General features: G+C 66.2%; 15 protein-coding genes and 1 pseudogene. 5 read left to right on the forward strand and 11 right to left on the reverse strand.

Annotation, left to right across the window (positions count from 1 at the left end):
• Nucleotides 1-13 precede the first annotated feature (13 nt).
• Entirely contained in the window at nt 14-388 is a 375-nt protein-coding gene (locus AC2W7L_RS00835) for a hypothetical protein (RefSeq protein ID WP_486002834.1), read from the reverse strand.
• On the reverse strand, nt 385-2202 hold the full coding sequence (locus AC2W7L_RS00840) for a serine hydrolase (protein WP_486002835.1): 1818 nt from the start codon (nt 2200-2202) through the stop codon (nt 385-387). Before AC2W7L_RS00840 ends, AC2W7L_RS00835 begins: the two co-directional genes overlap by 4 nt.
• A 124-nt stretch (nt 2203-2326) precedes the next feature.
• Here AC2W7L_RS00840 and AC2W7L_RS00845 point away from each other — a divergent pair, with 124 nt between their 5' ends.
• The 3 genes from AC2W7L_RS00845 to AC2W7L_RS00855 all read left to right on the forward strand — a co-directional run bounded on the left by AC2W7L_RS00845 (nt 2327) and on the right by AC2W7L_RS00855 (nt 7076).
• Nucleotides 2327-3133, forward strand: coding sequence for an HdeD family acid-resistance protein (locus tag AC2W7L_RS00845; protein WP_486002870.1), 807 nt, complete (start codon nt 2327-2329; stop codon nt 3131-3133).
• 35 nt (nt 3134-3168) lie between these two features.
• Entirely contained in the window at nt 3169-5814 is a 2646-nt protein-coding gene (gene otsB, locus AC2W7L_RS00850) for a trehalose-phosphatase (RefSeq protein WP_486002836.1), read from the forward strand.
• A 353-nt stretch (nt 5815-6167) separates the two neighbouring features.
• A complete protein-coding gene (locus AC2W7L_RS00855) occupies nt 6168-7076 on the forward strand; it encodes an endonuclease domain-containing protein (protein ID WP_486002837.1) in 909 nt (302 codons plus the stop codon).
• A 179-nt stretch (nt 7077-7255) separates the two neighbouring features.
• Here AC2W7L_RS00855 and AC2W7L_RS00860 read toward each other — a convergent pair whose 3' ends face one another.
• Nucleotides 7256-7708: a MaoC family dehydratase gene (locus tag AC2W7L_RS00860; protein WP_486002838.1), complete on the reverse strand. Its 453-nt coding sequence runs from the start codon at nt 7706-7708 to the stop codon at nt 7256-7258.
• 146 nt (nt 7709-7854) lie between these two features.
• Here AC2W7L_RS00860 and AC2W7L_RS00865 point away from each other — a divergent pair, with 146 nt between their 5' ends.
• Nucleotides 7855-8430 carry a DUF1990 domain-containing protein gene (locus AC2W7L_RS00865; protein WP_486002839.1) on the forward strand — a complete coding sequence of 192 codons (576 nt, stop codon included), beginning with the start codon at nt 7855-7857 and terminating at the stop codon, nt 8428-8430.
• A 101-nt stretch (nt 8431-8531) separates the two neighbouring features.
• On the opposite strand, the gene AC2W7L_RS00870 is transcribed toward AC2W7L_RS00865, so the two are convergent.
• The 5 genes and pseudogenes from AC2W7L_RS00870 to AC2W7L_RS00890 all read right to left on the reverse strand — a co-directional run bounded on the left by AC2W7L_RS00870 (nt 8532) and on the right by AC2W7L_RS00890 (nt 12640).
• Nucleotides 8532-9623: a M15 family metallopeptidase gene (locus AC2W7L_RS00870; RefSeq protein ID WP_486002840.1), complete on the reverse strand. Its 1092-nt coding sequence runs from the start codon at nt 9621-9623 to the stop codon at nt 8532-8534.
• A gap of 222 nt (nt 9624-9845) precedes the next feature.
• Nucleotides 9846-11021 (reverse strand): sensor histidine kinase, encoded by a 1176-nt coding sequence (locus AC2W7L_RS00875; RefSeq protein ID WP_486002841.1) that lies wholly within the window; start codon nt 11019-11021, stop codon nt 9846-9848.
• 113 nt (nt 11022-11134) lie between these two features.
• Nucleotides 11135-11569 (reverse strand): winged helix-turn-helix domain-containing protein, encoded by a 435-nt coding sequence (locus AC2W7L_RS00880; RefSeq protein ID WP_486002871.1) that lies wholly within the window; start codon nt 11567-11569, stop codon nt 11135-11137.
• A gap of 250 nt (nt 11570-11819) precedes the next feature.
• A pseudogene (locus AC2W7L_RS00885) lies at nt 11820-12095 on the reverse strand (response regulator transcription factor); the annotation flags it as partial.
• A complete protein-coding gene (locus tag AC2W7L_RS00890; protein WP_486002842.1) occupies nt 12095-12640 on the reverse strand; it encodes a hypothetical protein in 546 nt (181 codons plus the stop codon). The gene AC2W7L_RS00890 and the pseudogene AC2W7L_RS00885, both read right to left, overlap by 1 nt.
• 477 nt (nt 12641-13117) lie before the next feature.
• Here AC2W7L_RS00890 and AC2W7L_RS00895 point away from each other — a divergent pair, with 477 nt between their 5' ends.
• A complete protein-coding gene (locus tag AC2W7L_RS00895; RefSeq protein ID WP_167200192.1) occupies nt 13118-13399 on the forward strand; it encodes a hypothetical protein in 282 nt (93 codons plus the stop codon).
• Between the two features lie 222 nt (nt 13400-13621).
• On the opposite strand, the gene AC2W7L_RS00900 is transcribed toward AC2W7L_RS00895, so the two are convergent.
• The 3 genes from AC2W7L_RS00900 to AC2W7L_RS00910 form a co-directional block, all read right to left on the reverse strand.
• Nucleotides 13622-15985, reverse strand: coding sequence for a heavy metal translocating P-type ATPase (locus tag AC2W7L_RS00900; RefSeq protein WP_486002843.1), 2364 nt, complete (start codon nt 15983-15985; stop codon nt 13622-13624).
• A complete protein-coding gene (locus AC2W7L_RS00905; RefSeq protein ID WP_486002844.1) occupies nt 15985-16197 on the reverse strand; it encodes a heavy-metal-associated domain-containing protein in 213 nt (70 codons plus the stop codon). The genes AC2W7L_RS00900 and AC2W7L_RS00905 overlap by 1 nt, the downstream gene beginning before the upstream one ends.
• 87 nt (nt 16198-16284) lie before the next feature.
• A complete protein-coding gene (locus AC2W7L_RS00910) occupies nt 16285-16578 on the reverse strand; it encodes a metal-sensitive transcriptional regulator (RefSeq protein ID WP_486002845.1) in 294 nt (97 codons plus the stop codon).
• Nucleotides 16579-16688 lie beyond the last annotated feature (110 nt).

Consider the following 16688-nt stretch of genomic DNA (forward strand, 5'->3'; position numbering starts at 1 on the left):
CGGGCACACTCCGTCAGAGGAAGAGTCCGGGAACGACGAGGGCGCCGGCGATGAGGAGCGCGAGCAGGGCCGAGAAGCCGAGCCCGCTCGCTTCGTTCCGGCGTGCCTTCGCATCGTCGGATCGCCACGGCAGGTCCGCCCAGACGAGCGCGGCCCGGAAGACGGAGACGACGATGACGAGCATTCCGGCCAGCCAGACGTAGATGAACCAGCTCTCCCAGCCTCCGAACGGTGTGATGAGGCGGATGAGCAGCACGAATACGACCGCCGTGACCATCCCCGAGAGCAGCCCGATCCGGGACGCTGCGCGGGGAGCTCGCCACGCGGTGAATGCACCCCAGGCCACAATGAGGGCCCCGATGACAGTAGAGACGAGTTCGGGACTCATGAGCGTTCTCCCTTCGTCGAGACAAGACTCGCGGCCTCATCGACGTCGTTGGCTGAGTCGTTCAGGACGATGATGCCGCCACCGCTCTCCCTGTCGAATCCGAGGTACGACCGGTACCCTCCGGTGCCGCCGTTGTGCCAGGTGATGGTCGAGCCGTCGTGCGTCGTCGTGAACCACGCCCAGCCGATGCGGTCGTCCTCGAAGTCGGCTCGAGGTTCGGCCGCCTCGGCGCCGGGCGCGGTTCCGTCGCTCACGGCTCGCAGCCAGATCGACAGGTCATGGGGCGTCGATCGAATCGCGCCGGCTGGCGCCGAGCCGCCGAGAGTCCACGGAGCTGCCGGCAGCCCCGATGCCGTGAACCCATGGGACAGACCGTCAGCGGACTCCGGGACGAACGTCTCATTCATCCCCAAGGGTTCGGTGAGGCGGTCGCGAACGAGGACGGAATAGTCCTGCCCGGCCACCTCAGCGAGGGCCTGGCCGAGGACGGCGAACCCATAGTTCGAATACTCGGGCTCCGACTCGCCCACGTCCACGTCGTTGAGGCTGGCGACGATGTCCCCGGCATCCCCGCGGTAGGGGTCGGTGTGGACGTAGTTCGACAGCATGGTCATCACCCCGTCGCCGAAGCTCGGAGCGGGTTCCTGGGAGGGCAGCCCCGACCGCTGCATCGCAATCGACTCGAGCGTCACCTCGGCGACCTTCCCCTCCAGGTTCGGCCAGACTTCGCCGAGGCGGGTGTCCGTCTCGACCTCGCCCCGGTCGATCGCCTCGGCGAAGAGCGCGGCCGTGAATGTCTTCGTGATCGAGCCGATCTCGAACTCGGTGTGCTCATCGGCTCCGGTGCCCGCGAAGGTCACCTCGTCGCCGTCGATGCGGGCCGCGGCCACATGCTGCCAATGCTGACTGCCGAGCGCGTCCTCGAGTTCGGTCATGAGCTCGGCGTCCCCTGTCGGCGTGCCTTGGAAGCCGCGCGGCCACGGGGTGATCGCCGCGAGCACAGCGGCCGTGACGGTTGCCGCAATGACGGCAATCAACACTCGCCGAGGCGGCCGTCCCGCAGCCGCAGATGTAGGGTTGACGTTGGGGCTGTTCATCGTTCCTCCTGGTCGGCAGGGGTGAAGTGTGCCTGGTGATCGAGATAGGGCCGCGAGGTGCACAAGCTGCCCGCCGGCGAGAGGTTCTGTCAGTGCGTTCCGATGAGGACGAGGGTGAGCAGCGGAACGACTCGCTGAGCGGGCACGCGCCAGTGCCCGCGGCGGGCGCTCTCTAACCAGCGCGCCGGCGAGGGCATGCACATGGTGATAGATCTGCCCGGACGTGCCGAACCGTTCGTCCTTGCCCAGTTCGGCCACCGTGCTCGTGCCCTCATAGATCGCTTGGAGCAGCTGCAGGCGGACCGGGTGACCGAGCGCTGCCAAGGATCCGGCTGCCTCGGCGAAATCGATCTGCGCCAGCCCTGCGCTGCTCAGACCCATCTGCCACGCCACGGGACCGCTGCCGCCCGGAGGAGTCGTGTACCCGGTGTAGGTCACTCCGCCCTCCTTGCCGAGGTGGTCGACGAGCCCGTGCAGCGCCCAGAACGTCTCGGTGTCGCCCGGCAGGGCTGTGTTCCCGGCGGCGGGTTGGACTGACGATTCCGGGAAACCGGATGGCGCCGGTGATTCCGCTCTGATCGACGACGTTCCGTCCGCCTCCTGCGGCGTCGCGCCGGGCTCCTGCGATGCAGAGGATTCTGCGGCCGCAGCCTCGAGTTCGGCGACTCGTCGTTCGAGAGCGGAAAGGCGATCTTCTGCCGACGGTGTTGGTTCCATGCTTCGACAATACTGGAAGTACGTAATTACGTAAATACATTAAACGCGAAGAAGCGCCACTCACTCGACCCTGAGCCGACGCTGACCGGACAGACTCAGGCTGGCGACCTAGACTGGTGCCGTGATGAGTACCGAAGATCCGCGCACCGAATCCACACCCCCGCGAACCGAGGCCGCCCCGCAGGCCATTGCCGCAGCGAGCCGACTCGGCTGGCCCATGGTCGTGCGCGGAATCCTCGGCGTCGTCTTCGGCATCGTCACCGTCTTCTGGCCCCGCGATTCGAGCAATCCGCTGCAGCTGAGCATGCCGACCGAGGTCGTCGACCACCTCGCCATCGGCTACCTCATCCTCTTCGCCATGGCCCTGGTCTTCCAGGCCGTACGCTCGCCGTTGAACGTGCGCACCGCGATCTTCGGTCAGGCCGTCATCGCGATCCCGGCCATCGTCTTCCTGTTCCTCGCCGACCACCCCGCCGAACTGCGTGCGGCCCTGAGTATCTGGGCCCTGCTGCACGGTGCCCTCGAATTCTGGGCCTACCGACAGCTGCGATCCCAGCCCATGGCCTCGGACTTCCTCATCGCCTCCGGAGTCCACGTCCTGCTCGGCATCATCCTCGTCTTCGGCGACGGCATGGAGGCCCTGTCGATCCTCGGCTTCACGGGAGCGGCGACCCTCATCGCCGGCGTGATCTTCATCATCGGCGGCTACTCCCGCCTGAGCAAGGGCCGCCAGCTGGCAAAGCTCGGTGCCTTGCCCGAACAGATCGATACCCCCACCGAGGCGACCGACCGCGCCGACGCCACCGACCGTTCCGATGCCGCCGCCTCTGATGCCGCCGACGAATCCGATCGCACGACCGAGGCCACCGGCGATGATGCCGAGAATCCCAACGATCCCGAGAACGACACCCCAGCGACGAAAGAGCCCTGACCGGCACCTGAGCCAACCGAGACATCCGAGGTGAGATGAGCACTGTCGAGCACGAGAGCGCAACCGAATCCCGATTGGCCACCATTGCCGCCTCGGTGAGGTCCTCCGAACTACTGGGCGACTTGGCCGAAGCGAGCCGAAGACTCGACCCCGTTCTCTTCCGGCGGCTCTTCGAACTCTCCCGGTCGCCATCCCTGCTGGTGGCCACCGATTACGACGGGACGATCGCCCCCATCGTCGACGTTCCCAGCCAGGCCTTCCCTTTGGAGGGCTCGGTCGATTCACTGCGCGCGCTCGCCTTGCTTCCGTCCACCTCGGCGGGGGTGATCTCCGGTCGCAGCCTGCGCGACCTCGCGGCGATGTCACGCCTGCCCCGGGAGGTCCACCTGTTCGGATCTCACGGCGGTGAGACCGACACATTCACCATCGACACCCTCACCGAAACACAGCGGACGGTCCTCGCCGACTTCCGCGCCGATCTCACCCGCACCCTGCCGCGCGATGTCATCGAGCACAAGACCACGGGCGCGGCCGTGCACCTGCGCGGACTCGACGAGACCGACCGGCGTGAGATCGAAGCCGCTGTCGAGAAGCTCGCGTCCGCTCACCCGATCCACCCCACTCGCGGCAAACAGGTCATCGACCTGTCCGTCGTGCCCTCCTCGAAGGCCGATGCGCTGACCCGGCTGCGCAGTCAGACCGGAGCGGAAGCCGTCGTGTTCATCGGCGATGACACCGCCGACGAATTCGCGCTCGAGACACTCGGCGCCGACGACCTCGGGCTCAAGGTCGGTGCCGAAGCCGCGCCCACTCACGCGGACTTCCGACTGGACTCACCGGCGGAAGTCTCCATCGTCCTCAGTGCACTGTTCGAGCTGCGGAAATCCTGGCTCTTCGGGCGCCGTGCCACCCCGATCCAGCGGCACAGCCTCATCGGAAACGGACAGTCGACCGCGCTCATCGACCCCGCCGGCAGCATCTGCTGGATGCCGCACCCGCTGCCGCACTCGGCATCGATGTTCTCCGAGGTCCTCGGCACCGAGGCGGCCGGATTCTTCGCCGTCGCCCCCGAAAACGGGGCGGCTCCGCTGACCCAGCGGTACCTCGGGAACTCGACCCTGCTCGAGACCCGATGGGCAGGACTGAGCTGCGTCGACTACCTCGCACCCGTCGACGGACACAGCGACGACACGATCGTCGTCCGCGTGCTCACCGGCGACACCCCCACCCGCATCCGCTTCGCCCCCAGGCTCGACTACGCCACGGTTCCCACCCGCATGACCAGGACCGATGACGGGGTGGCGGTGCTCGGAACCGCGGAGCCGATCGAACTCCACGCCCCCGGCATCGACTTCGAGCTCATCGAGAACGGAGACTCCCACACCGCCGAGGCGACCGTCGTACCCTCGCAGCAGCCCGGCGGATCCGTCGTCCTCGCCCTCGCCTGCGGGACCGGTTCCGGAGACGCCGGATATATGGCCACCGGCGGGGAGCATCATGTGCGCGAACGCGCCCTGAACTTCTGGACGAACTGGGTCGACTCGCTCACCCTGCCCGGCCACCACCGCGAAGAGGTCATCCGGTCGGCGATCACCCTGCGCGCTCTCTGCCACGAACCCACCGGCGGAGTCCTCGCCGCCCCCACGACCTCCCTGCCCGAGGGCATCGGCGGAGTCCGCAACTGGGACTACCGGTACACGTGGCTGCGCGACGGATCGATGACCGTCCGCGCCCTGCTCGCCCTCGGCTCCACCGGTGAGGCCGAAGGATTCCTCTCCTGGCTCTCGGGCATCCTCGAGCACACGGTCTCTCCCGAACAGCTCCATCCGCTCTATGCCGTCGACGGTTCGGCTCTGACCACCGAGGCGGTGCTCAACCACCTGCCCGGATATGCCGGATCACGGCCGGTGCGGGTCGGCAACGCCGCCGAACACCAGGTCCAACTGGACGTGTTCGGCCCGGTCACGGAACTCCTCGACGAACTCAGCGACCACCTCGGCGAGTTGCCCGACGATTATTGGACGCTCACTTGTCAGATGGTCGAAGCCGTGGGCAAACGGTGGTTCGAGGCCGATCACGGGATCTGGGAGGCCAGACGTCCGCCGAAGCACAACGTGTACACGCGGGTGATGTGCTGGGTGACGGTCGACCGGGCGCTGCGCATCGCCGACCGGTTCGATCGGGAGCCGCCCGGCGCGTGGCGGCAGCTGCGTGAGGAGATCGCCCACGACGTGCTCACGCATGGGTTCAATGCAGAGGTCGGGGCGTTCACCGTCGCCTACGGTGAGACGGACCTAGATTCGGCGGCCCTGTTCGTCGGACTCTCGGGACTGCTCGACGCCGACGACCCGCGGTTCGTGTCCACGGTCGACGCGATCGAGCGGGAGCTGCGGGTCGGTCCGACGGTGTTCCGCTACCGCTACGATGACGGGCTGCCCGGACTCGAGGGCGGGTTCCACATCTGCACGACGTGGCTCATCGAAGCCTTCATCAAGGTCGGCCGCATCGACGATGCCTGGGATCTGTTCCGGCAGGTCGACGCTTTGCTCGGGCCCACCGGACTGCTGTCGGAGGAATACGACCCCGTCGCCGAGATGCACTTGGGAAATCACCCGCAGGCGTACTCGCACCTCGGTTACATCCGCGTCGCCCAGCAGCTCGACGCTCACCGCCCGAGCTGAGGCAACGCTGCCTGCCGCGGCGGACCCTGTCCGAGCGATAAGTGTGCGCAGATTGCCATTTTGAACGCGGATCTGTGCAATCTGCGCACACTTTTCTCCGCTTTCCTGCAGCGCGCGATCAGCGCTGAGAGCGGTCTGCGCAGCGCGGGTGCGGCGACTCATACGTAGATGGCCTGTGGATAACTAGGCTCTGTCCACAAGCGTGAGATCACCACTAGCCTTCTTCGCCGCGGCGGAGGCAGTCTCTGCCTATGAACAATCGGGCACCGGCGCGGCAGTCTCTCGCCACTGTTCAGTCGGCCAACCTGCGGAAGCTTCGGGTCCGACCCTGGACGGAGAAACCGCGTCAGCTCATGACCGCCGCGATTCCTTTCACGCGCGCGCAGGGAGTATCGCGTGGAATCACGCGCCGCGCGCTGGACGATGAGCGGAAGTACAAGCAGCTCGGCTACGGCGTGTGGATTGAAACTGATCCTTCGACACGGGTTGTCGCTCCGACCTGGGCCGATTCCGAGTGGATCGAGGAGCGCGTGAAGCTGACGGGACTGGTGTGCATCGATCCTGATGTAGTCGCCTGCAACGTCACTGCGGCGCGGTTGTATGGATTGCCGGTGCCGTGGAACGCCGACGCGCGGGTGCATGTGGCCCGCGAGGTCAAAGGTCTGTTCATGCGCCGGAAGAATGTTGCCTTCCATCGGTACGAATGGCTTCGGTCGGAGACCTTCTTCGGCCTGCCGCTCATCACGGCGGCACATCTGTTCATCGAACTTGCGCGGGTGCTGACGGTGAGACAGTTGGTGGAACTCGGTGATGCCGCCGTCGGCCGATGGCACGGAGGGCCGCTGACGACGATCGACGAGATCCGCTCTGAGCTTGCCGCCCGCCGCCGAGTGAAAGGACGCCTCACCGCAGAGCGTGCGCTCGACTTGGTGCGGGAGAATGTGGACTCTCCGCCGGAGACGAGGCTGCGGCTTCGGCTCATCGACGAAGGACTGCCTGAACCTGTGGTCCATCCGGCTGTCATGTGCTCACTTATCGGCGCGCTGCTTCATCCGGACATGGGCTATCCGTCCATCAGGCTCGCCATCGAGTACGAAGGCGATCACCATCGCAGCTCGCCAGCCCAATTCGCCGAGGATAATCGGCGAATCTCGGCACTTCAGGCTGAAGGGTGGACGGTCATCCGAGTCTCGAAAGACTCAGATGTGGCGGAGATCTGCCGTCTGATCAGTCACCACCTGCGTGCCGGTGGCTTGATCTGAGTATGCGCCGCGCCGTTTCTGCCGACTGGCCTGCGCGCGGCGCGGCCGCAGGGCCGCTCGGCTAGAGATAAGTGTGCGCAGATTGCCAACTCCGAGCTGGATATGGGCAATTTGCGCACACTTATCCTGCCGTCAGACGGCGGATGCTCAGTAGTGCCAGCTGGCCTGTCGCGCTCAGCTCACTCGACGAGGAGGGTGACCACCTCGGCGATGCAAGCGGGCCGCTCCTGGCCATTGATCTCGATCGTCTGCTGGAGGATGACCTGCGTGCCCTTCTCCCCGCGGATGACGTCCTTGACCTCGACCTTTCCGCGCAGGCGGGAGCCGACGACGACGGGCTGGAGGAAGCGGACCTTGTTGAGGCCGTAGTTGACGCGGATGGACACGCCTTCGATGGTGAATACCTCGGAGGAGAACTTCGGAATCAGCGCGAGTGTGAAGAATCCGTGTACGATCGTCGCACCGTAGGGGCCCTCGGCCGCGCGTGCTTCGTCGACGTGGATCCATTGGTGGTCGCCGGTGACGTCGGCGAAGCTGTTGATGGCGTCCTGGTCCATGGTCAGCCACTCGGAGGTGCCGAGCTCCTGGCCGATGAGCGATTCGAACTCGTCGATGCCGTTGATTGTGCGCACGTGGTTCTCCTTTGATCCTGGCTCAGATGCTGAGCGGACATTCGATTGAGGTCCGCCGTTCCTGGCATCATACGTGGCGGGCCGTGCGACGCCACCCTGCCGTCCGGACTGTGAGTCGCGCGACCTGAGTCCGTTAGGTTGGAGACATGGCCGAAGATCCACAGGAGCGTCCGGAAACGCTGACGCATCCCCTCGCGCCGAGGTGGCTGGAGCGTCCCGACGGCTACCGTCACTTCGAATCCGCGTACTTCGTCGGCCGTGGCCGGGATACGTTCGACCACTGTGCCGAGGAGCTGCTGCACTGGGAGGTCAAGATCCGCAGCGGCTTCGACATCGATGTGGATGGAAGCGCGGACAGCACCGACCGCGCGTCCGGCTCTAGTGCGTCAGCAAAGACTGCGCATCGGTCGCCGCGTGTGGAGCGGGGACAGGAACTGACGATTCGGGTGCGACTCGGACCGTTCCGCTTGCCCGAACCGTCTCGCGTCATCGATGTCATCGAGACGGAGGATCGGTGCGGCTTCACCTACGGCACGAAGCCGGGACATCCGATCACCGGAGAAGAATCATTCATCCTCATCCGCACCGCCGATGACCGAGTGTTCCTCGTTCTGAGGTCGGTCTCGCGAGCGGGGCTGGGAATCTGGCGACTCGGTGAACCATGCGTCCGGCTCGCTCAGATCATCTACCGGCGCCGCTACGGACGGGCCTTGCGCAGCTGATCAGGCACGCTGATGAGCGAGAAGCGCTCGTCGTGCGGGGCCACCTCACTTCGAAAGCGGATGAGGGTGCCTCGCAGCGGGGCGCGCGTTCAGATGGCGGGTCAGTTGCCGGGAATCGAGTCGCGGGCCGGGGTGTATTCCCAGTGCCACGGCTCGTACATGCTCGCCTTGGCCCAGTCCGGGTTTTCCCAGCCGTATTCGTCACCGTGCTCGACGAGCCAGCCCCAGGCTCCGGTCTTGTTGGCCACTCCGCCGCCGAGGTCGAGGGCGATACCCCAACCGTGCAGAGAGGTTCCCGGCTTAGCGGACAATCCCGGCTTCCGGCTGGCCACAGAGAGCTGGCCGGCCATGTCGCGGTAGGAATCCGTGATCTCGAGTTCCTTGCCGGTGTCCTTCTTGTACGCGGCGTTCATCTTCGCGAAGGAGACGGCGGCGTCCGCACGGAGTCGGTGATCTTCCTTGCCGAGGTCGCACAGCCACTCATCGGGCAGCTCGCCGTTGCCGGCGGACTGATCGAAGTTCTGCTTCTCATCGCAGCCGGGCAGGGCGCTCTTCTCGACTGCGCGGGACGCGGCTTCGACCTTCTTCTGCTTGGCGCTGGGCACGCCGATCTCCATCGACGACTTGCCCTTGACCTCGGGGACGTCGGCGTTGACCTTCTCCGCGTTGATGGCAGAGGGCTCACTGGCGGCAGTCGGGTCGGTCTTGACCTCGGCACCTCCGCTGAGATTGTTGACCAGCATGGTCACTGCAGTGGCGGCGCCTGCCACAGAGACGGCGGCGAGGGTGGACGCGGTCCGCAGCTTCCGCTTGCGCACGGATTTCAGCAGTGAACCATCGGACCCGCGGCTCTCGGCGGCTCCTGCGCTGACCCGGCGGATCGACGAGGCGGACGGAGAACCGAAGGTCGTCGGGACTGCGGCGGCTTCACGAGCCATCGCGTTCCGCCGCGGAGATGTCTGTGCTGCACGTGCCTCGGCGGCCATCGCTGCGCGCCTGGGCGACAGGGTCTCGGTCGAGGTGCCCGCGGAAGCAGGGGTGGCCGGGGTCGCGGGGCCAGCGGCAGCAGGGGCGGTCGGTGTTCCGGTCTCGCGTTTCGACGTGCGAGCGCGAGAGAATGGGGACGATGAGCGCCGCCTGTGCAGATCCCGTCGACGCACCTGTGGTTCTGTGGTCGATGATGACTCTGACATAAAACTCCGTGTGGTGTGATTCCGCGAAGACCGCCGAGGTTTCGACGACTTCAATACAACATCACAAAATTGTAACGGGAATGTGTAGAACCTGTCATATTTAAGTGATGAGTCGCACTCGTGGGCGGTCAGCCGATACTCAGGCCGGGCTCGATGGAATCACCGGAAGCCCGGCATCGGACGAGGTCAGCACCCTACGGTCAACAGGGCCCGCGCGCGAGGTTATTCGGATCGGCTCTCGACGTACTGCCGGAGCGCGCGTTCCTGGGCTTCCTCGTCGGGGAAGACCGCTTCCGTCCGCGCGCCCCCTGTCACGGGATCGTTACTGAAGATCAGCTTGATGCCGAGCAGGCGTGCCTGCCCCTGCGCGATGACGAGGCCGAGGCCCATTCCGCCGCCTCCGGCGGAGACGAAGCGGGTCGGGCCGGTGTTGACGATATCCGGCGGATATCCGGCACCGGAGTCGGAGACGATGATGCTGCGCGTGCTCGTCTCCAGGCGGATGGGATCCCCGCCGTGCTTGATCGCGTTGACCAGCAGGTTCGACACGATGCGCTCGAAGCGGCGGACATCGGTGACCAGCGTCGAATTCAGCGCCGCGAGATGAGTGTCGATCTGGTGGCCGGCCAGGGCGCCCGAGGCCTCCATCGTGCCCAGCAGGGAACGGATCGCCTGATCGACGTCGACGCGGGTGAACTCGGGATTGGCACGGCCGGCGTCGAGACGGGAGACCTCGAGGAGATCCTCGACGAGGACCTGCATGCGCACGACTCGGTCCTTGACGAGCTCGGCGGGGCGGGAATCCTCTTCGAGCAGGTTCGCGGCATTGACCAGCCCGGTCAGCGGGGTGCGCATCTCGTGCGCGAGGTCCGCGGTGAAGCGCTGCTCGGAGTCGATGCGTTCGGTCAGGCGGGCCACAGCGGTGTCGACTGCCGTGGCGAAGGCCCACACTTCCTGATCGGATTCGTCGATGACATCGGCGATGCGCGTCGTCGTGTCCCCGCCGGCGATCTTCCGGGCCGCCTGCGCGCCGAGGGTCAGCCTGCGGGAGATGCGGCCGGCGACGATCGAGCCGACACCGCCGACGACGAGGGCGGAGCCGATCATGCCCACCAGCAGCGCCTGGTCGATGCGGCCGATGAGCTCCTGGCTGTCCTTCGTCGAAGCGCGTACGGAGATCACCTGGGTATGCGAGCCGACCTCGATCGGGGCCGCTGCCCACACGATCTCCTCACCGTCGACCTCGGAACGGATGGTAACGCTCTGGCCCTTGAGCGCGGACTTGCGCGCCTCCTTGGGCAGCTCCGGATCATCGATGCGGGCGTTGAGGGTCAGCACCCCCGTCTCGGAGAAGATGGCCGTTGCATTCGTCAGCTGCTCGGTCACCGTCGACCGCATCCGGTCGTCCTCGCCCGGGCCGCGGATTGGCGCAGCACGATGAACACGACAGGACGGAGATGATCACCGAGGCGACGATGAGCAGAGAGATCTTCCAGCGCAGTGACATCTAATCAGCCTGCGAAGCGGTAACCGAATCCGCGAACGGTTTCGATCATGTTCGCCCCGATCTTCTTCCGCAGGCGCTGGATGTGGACGTCGACGACACGGGAGTCGCCGGCCCATTCGTAGCCCCACACCGTGAACGCGATCTTCTCCCGCGAATACACGTGCTCGGGCTGCTCGGTCAGCAGCAGGAGGACACGCAGCTCGGTGGGGGTGAGGTGAACTTCCTCCCCGTCGACCTCGACCGTCAGCGGCCGGTGTCGAGGACGAGGGAGCCCAGTCGTGTGCGGAACGGGCCCAGCCCGCCGTCGGATCCGGACGTCTCCGCGGCCACCGTGGGCGAGTCGCTCGGACGTGGCGGAACCGCGCCGCCGATCGCTTCTTCGTCGTCGTCCGCCTCGGGGACGGTGGTGAACTTCCCACCGGCGCGAGGTAGGTGTCATCGGATTCGAGCTGCGCTCGCAGTCGATCTCGGGTGTCCATTCCGGGGCTGGCGCCGAGGACCTCGGGGATGCCGTCGCCGGTGACCATGCCGCCGGGGCCGATCACGGTGTCGTGGTGTTCATCCGCCTCGGGGGCGGGGGAGTAGCCGAACCGGTCGGTGCCGGTGGTGATGAACCGGCGGACGACCGCGCGGATGCGGGCGTTGAGCACCTGCATGTCGAACGGCTTGGTGAGGTAGTCGTCTGCGCCGGCCTCGAGGGCCTGGACGATGTCGATGGCATCGGAGCGGGCGGAGATGATGATGATCGGGATCGTCGAACGCTCGCGCACGGCACGGCAGATGGAAGCGCCGTTCATCGTCGGCAGCATGAGATCCAGCAGGAGGACGTCGGCGCCGTTGGCGGAGACGAATTCGTACCCCTCGCGGCCGTCGGCGAATGCCGAGACCGTGTAGTCGAATCGTTCGAGTCCGATCTGCGTCGTTTCGCGGATGACCTCATCATCCTCGACCAGAACTATATGCATTACGTTTCTCCATTAAGCCGCGTGAAGCGTTGACCTGGTTCAAACCTACCGTCGTGCAGGCGATACACCTGCACCGACCAGCCGGATGGGCAGCATGCTTTGTCCCCGTCGGCGAACATGGCCTCCTGCACCACCAGTGTCCCATTTCTGCCGGGATCGACCTTGAGTTGATTGCCGGTGGCGATGAGTTCGAGGCGGGGCTCGCCCCTGTATTCGCTGACGACCGCGCCGGCGATGGTCTCATCCCGCTGCTTGGGGTTGGCCACCGTGACCAGCTGGAACTTCTGTTCGCCGCTGAGGAACGGCGACGAGAACTTCAGGCAGTCCTTGCAATCGGCGATGACCTCGGCCGTCTCCGTGACGCTGCCGGTGACCGCGTTGCCCGACGACGATTCGATGGCCTTGCGGACCTCGTCGAGCGAGAACGGCTCGTTCGGCTCGCCGGCGGCCTCGGTGTTGGGGGCGAAGAGCGAGGGGGAGGGGTTGCCCTCGGGCGAGACCTTGAGGCCGCGATCGGGTCCGCACGCTGTGACGGTGAACGTCATGACTGCCGCAAGGAGGAGCGCCGTGAAGGTGCGGAGGGTGCGACTGAGGGACGTCGAGTGGGGATTGTCGAGGGGGCTGGGTCCGACTGCTGTGGTGCCCGTAGAGGTTGCAGTCGGGGCCGATGCGTCTGCGCATGGCTCACGGCCAGGCGGGGCCTGGCTGGAGTGAAAAGAGCACAGCGCCTCCCCGGAGGCGCGTCTGACGGTGACGGGCACACCCTCATTTTTGCCTGTTCGGAGCCTGTAGTCCACCTGATCATCGGCGCAGGCGGGTCTGGGCCGGCCCCGGATCGGCTGGTCGCCGCGTTCTCCGTTGGGTTCAAGGGCTCTTGTGGCCACCTCGGTGTCGTGGGGATTGACGGTCGGGTACGGCCACCACGGTGCCGAGGGGATCGAGCTTCCAGGTGGGGCAGTCCACGACTTGATCTCGGCCACAGGATGGGTCGGCTCTCAGGTCCGACCGGTAGAATGGCGGGCATGGCGCCCACGAACACCCCGAAGAAGAAGTCCACAGGCGGCAAGCCCACCAGCACGGTGTCCTACAAGGACGCGCTCAAGGTCGGTGCCGTCTGCGCAATCGTCACCCTCGTCCTCGCGATCATCGTCACCCGAGCGTGGCAGGACGGCCGTGCCTTCGGTTACGCATTCATCTATGCCGGAGCGGCATTTGTGCTGGTGTCGGGCTTCACGAGCTACCTCAACTGGGTGATGCGCAAAGACACGCAGAACCAGAACCAGTCCTACCCCGTCATGCGCTGAGTCGCCCTACCGCGTGCTTCGTATGCGAGACGGCTCGTTGCTCGCATAACCTCGCGTGACTGTCATTTCCTACAGCTGCTGAGGCATCAGACACCGAAAGCGCCATAACGCCCTGCAGGAGCAGGGAGTTATGGCGCTTGTCATGAGGGATTCTCGCGGTCGAGGGGAGAGCCAGTCGTGGTCTGCGCGGGAAGCCGACCAGCCCCGCCGTTCGCACCGCAGCTACTTGAACCGCAGTAGGCGGAGGCTGTTGAGGATGACGAACACCGACGAGAACGCCATCGCAGCCCCGGCGATCATCGGGTCGAGCAGACCGAACGCCGCGATCGGGATCGCTGCCGTGTTGTAGGCGAAGGCCCAGAACAGGTTGCCCTTGATGAGCCCCAAGGTCCGGCGCGAGAGCCTGATCGCCTGCGGGATCTGCTGAGGATCGGACTTGACCATGGTGACATCCGAAGCCGCCATCGCCGCGTCCGTGCCCGACCCCATCGCGATGCCGAGGTCGGCACCGGCCAGAGCGGCGGCGTCGTTGACCCCGTCGCCCACCATGGCCACGGCCCGGCCCTGCCCCTGCAGTTCGCTGACCACGGAGACCTTGCCTTCCGGACGGACATCCGCACGGACTTCGGTGATTCCGAGAGCCTCGGCGACCACCTCGGCGGCTTGGGCGTTGTCCCCGGTCAGCAGCACGGTGCTCAGTCCCAGCGAATGCAGTTCGTCGATCGCTGCCTTGGCCGTCGGCTTGGCTTCATCGGAGACGAAGCTCAGCCCGCGGAACTGACCGTCGATCGCCAGTGCGACGATCGTGGCCCCACGCGGAACCGAATCGGTCGGGTAGTTGACCGCGATTCCGCGCTCGCGGAGCAGATCAGGACGACCGGCGAGAACCTCGGCGCCGTCGATCGTGGCCCGCAGTCCGCCGCCGGCGATGTTCTCGAAATCCGTGACCGATGACCCGGCCGCGGTTTCGACCGACCTCGCCGAGGCGGCCCTGGCCGAATCCTCGGACGATCCCATCGAATCCGGCTCGGTCGAGACAGTCCCGGTCGAGAGGCTCCCCGCCGAGGGAGTCCCGGTCGCGGCGGCTCCCGCTGACCCCGTCCCGACGATCTCGGGCGCGGCGTCGACGATGGCGCGGGCGATCGGGTGTTCGCTGCGCGATTCCAATCGGGCCAGGACATCGAAGTCAGCGGGCGAGAGCTCGGTTCCGGTCAGGCTCATCACGCCGGTGGTCAGGGTGCCGGTCTTGTCGAGGACGACCGTATCGATCGACCGCGTCGACTCCAGCGCCTCGGGACCGGAGACGAGGATGCCCAGCTGGGATCCGCGCCCCGACGAGACTGCGAGAGCCGTGGGCGTGGCCAGGCCAAGGGCGCAGGGGCAGGCGATGATGAGCACGGTGAGTGCCGCATGCAGTCCCGCCGCCCAGTCGCCGGTGGCGAAGCCCCAGACGAGCAGGGTGAGGATGGCGATGCCGAAGACGATCGGCACGAACACCGCCGAGATCCGATCGGCCAGTCGCTGCACGGCAGGTTTGCCGTTCTGCGCACGGGAGACGAGATCGGCCATGGCTGCCAGCGTCGTGTCCGCACCCACACGGGTGGCACGGACCTCGAGCACACCGGAGGTGTTGATCGTGGCGCCGGTGACGGAATCTCCGGGGCCGACCTCGACCGGAACGGATTCGCCGGTGAGCATCGCCTCATCGATGGCCGAATGACCGTTCAGCACCTCACCGTCGGTGGCGATCTTCTCGCCGGGACGGACGAGGAAGACATCGCCGATGGTCAGCTCATCGATCGGCACCTGCACCTCGACACGGCCCGCGCTAGCGGGAGCGGCATCAGCTGCAGCCCCCTCCGCGGCAACTCCATCCGTGCTGGCACCCTCACGCAGCACGGTCGCGGACTTCGCGCCGAGGTCGAGGAGTGCCTTGAGCGCGGCCGTCGCCCGGTTCTTCGCCCGATCTTCGGTGAGCTTGCCGATGAGCAGGAACACCGTGATCGCCGCGGCCGCCTCGAACCACACGTGGTAATCGCCCGGGATCGCCCAGCCATGGCCATCGGCGACGGCCCGGCCCAGCGTGAAGTAGGAGTACAGGCTCGCGACGGTGATGCCGACGCTGACCAGGGTGTCCATGGTCGTCGACCCACCGCGCGCGGCCTTGAACGCCGCCGAATGGAACGGCCACGCACCCCACGTGACGACGGGCAGGGCGAGGATCGCGACGATCCACTGCCAGCCGGTGAAGTGCCAGCTCATGACCATCGAGATCGCGACGATCGGCACCGCCAGGATGAGTGAGCCGATGAAGCGCGGCCGCAGATGGCGGGGATCGTAGTCGACGATCTCGGGGCCGTCGCCGCCTCCGCCGGGGCTGCGCACCGTGGCGCTGTAGCCGGCCTTCTCGACGGCGGCGGTGATGTCGTCGTCGCTGAGCTCGGAATCGATGATCACATGCGCGGTCTCGAGCGGCAGGTTGACCTCCGCGGTGACCCCGTCGAGGCGGGTGAGCTTCTTCTCGATCCGGGCCGAACACGACGCACAGGTCATGCCCGTGATCTCGAGCTCGAGCTCGCGGGGCATCACTTCACCTCGTAGCCGGCCTCATCGACGGCGGCACGGATCGCCGCATCGTCGAGTTCGTTCGACGACGTGATCGTCACCGGGGAATCGCCCCCGGCGTTGAGGTCGACCGCAACTTCGGTTACGCCGCCCAGCGCGCCGAGCTCTTCCTTGACCGCGGCTTCGCAGTGTCCGCAGGTCATTCCCGAAACGGTGATGGTGGTGGTCGTCATCGTGCTCTCCTATCAGCTGTGAAAGTGTCCCGATGTCCGGGCCTCAGGCGTCGTCGCACCCCGAACGGGCGGACGCGGCCGTCCGGCTCAGCTCTTGATGAGTCGGGAGATGGCGGCTGATGCCTCCTCGACCTTCTTCCGCGCTTCCTCTTCGTCGCCGGACCCGGCGGCGTCAACCACGCAGTGAGCGATGTGCTCTTCGAGGAGGTTGATGGAGACCGCGTGCAGCGCGGCTGTCGCGGCGGAGACCTGGGTGAGGATGTCGATGCAGTACTTATCGTCATCGATCATCTTCCCGATGCCGCGGACCTGACCTTCGATCCGCTTCATCCTCCGCGTGAGAGCGTCCTTCTGCGGGGTGTATCCATGTTGGTCAGCCATGGTCACACTGTATACCCCTATGGGGTATGAATCAAGATCGACCCTCGCCGAGGTGGCTGTGCGTTTGCTCTCACCTCGACCCTTCCGTGTCGCCCGGCTCCTACAATCGA

The sequence above is a fragment of the Brevibacterium sp. LAARM3_SD1 genome (assembly GCF_057364765.1).

What these genes read in the sequence shown, in the direction of transcription:
- AC2W7L_RS00870 (WP_486002840.1), bottom strand. Translation starts at nt 9,623, where the DNA reads ATGTCAGAGTCATCATCGACCACAGAACCACAGGTGCGTCGACGGGAT.
- AC2W7L_RS00855 (WP_486002837.1), top strand. Translation starts at nt 6,168, where the DNA reads ATGACCGCCGCGATTCCTTTCACGCGCGCGCAGGGAGTATCGCGTGGA.
- AC2W7L_RS00865 (WP_486002839.1), top strand. Translation starts at nt 7,855, where the DNA reads ATGGCCGAAGATCCACAGGAGCGTCCGGAAACGCTGACGCATCCCCTC.
- AC2W7L_RS00905 (WP_486002844.1), bottom strand. Translation starts at nt 16,197, where the DNA reads ATGACGACCACCACCATCACCGTTTCGGGAATGACCTGCGGACACTGC.
- AC2W7L_RS00835 (WP_486002834.1), bottom strand. Translation starts at nt 388, where the DNA reads ATGAGTCCCGAACTCGTCTCTACTGTCATCGGGGCCCTCATTGTGGCC.
- AC2W7L_RS00840 (WP_486002835.1), bottom strand. Translation starts at nt 2,202, where the DNA reads ATGGAACCAACACCGTCGGCAGAAGATCGCCTTTCCGCTCTCGAACGA.
- AC2W7L_RS00845 (WP_486002870.1), top strand. Translation starts at nt 2,327, where the DNA reads ATGAGTACCGAAGATCCGCGCACCGAATCCACACCCCCGCGAACCGAG.
- AC2W7L_RS00890 (WP_486002842.1), bottom strand. Translation starts at nt 12,640, where the DNA reads ATGACGTTCACCGTCACAGCGTGCGGACCCGATCGCGGCCTCAAGGTC.
- otsB (WP_486002836.1), top strand. Translation starts at nt 3,169, where the DNA reads ATGAGCACTGTCGAGCACGAGAGCGCAACCGAATCCCGATTGGCCACC.
- AC2W7L_RS00895 (WP_167200192.1), top strand. Translation starts at nt 13,118, where the DNA reads ATGGCGCCCACGAACACCCCGAAGAAGAAGTCCACAGGCGGCAAGCCC.
- AC2W7L_RS00875 (WP_486002841.1), bottom strand. Translation starts at nt 11,021, where the DNA reads ATGCGGTCGACGGTGACCGAGCAGCTGACGAATGCAACGGCCATCTTC.
- AC2W7L_RS00900 (WP_486002843.1), bottom strand. Translation starts at nt 15,985, where the DNA reads ATGCCCCGCGAGCTCGAGCTCGAGATCACGGGCATGACCTGTGCGTCG.
- AC2W7L_RS00910 (WP_486002845.1), bottom strand. Translation starts at nt 16,578, where the DNA reads ATGGCTGACCAACATGGATACACCCCGCAGAAGGACGCTCTCACGCGG.
- AC2W7L_RS00880 (WP_486002871.1), bottom strand. Translation starts at nt 11,569, where the DNA reads ATGACACCTACCTCGCGCCGGTGGGAAGTTCACCACCGTCCCCGAGGC.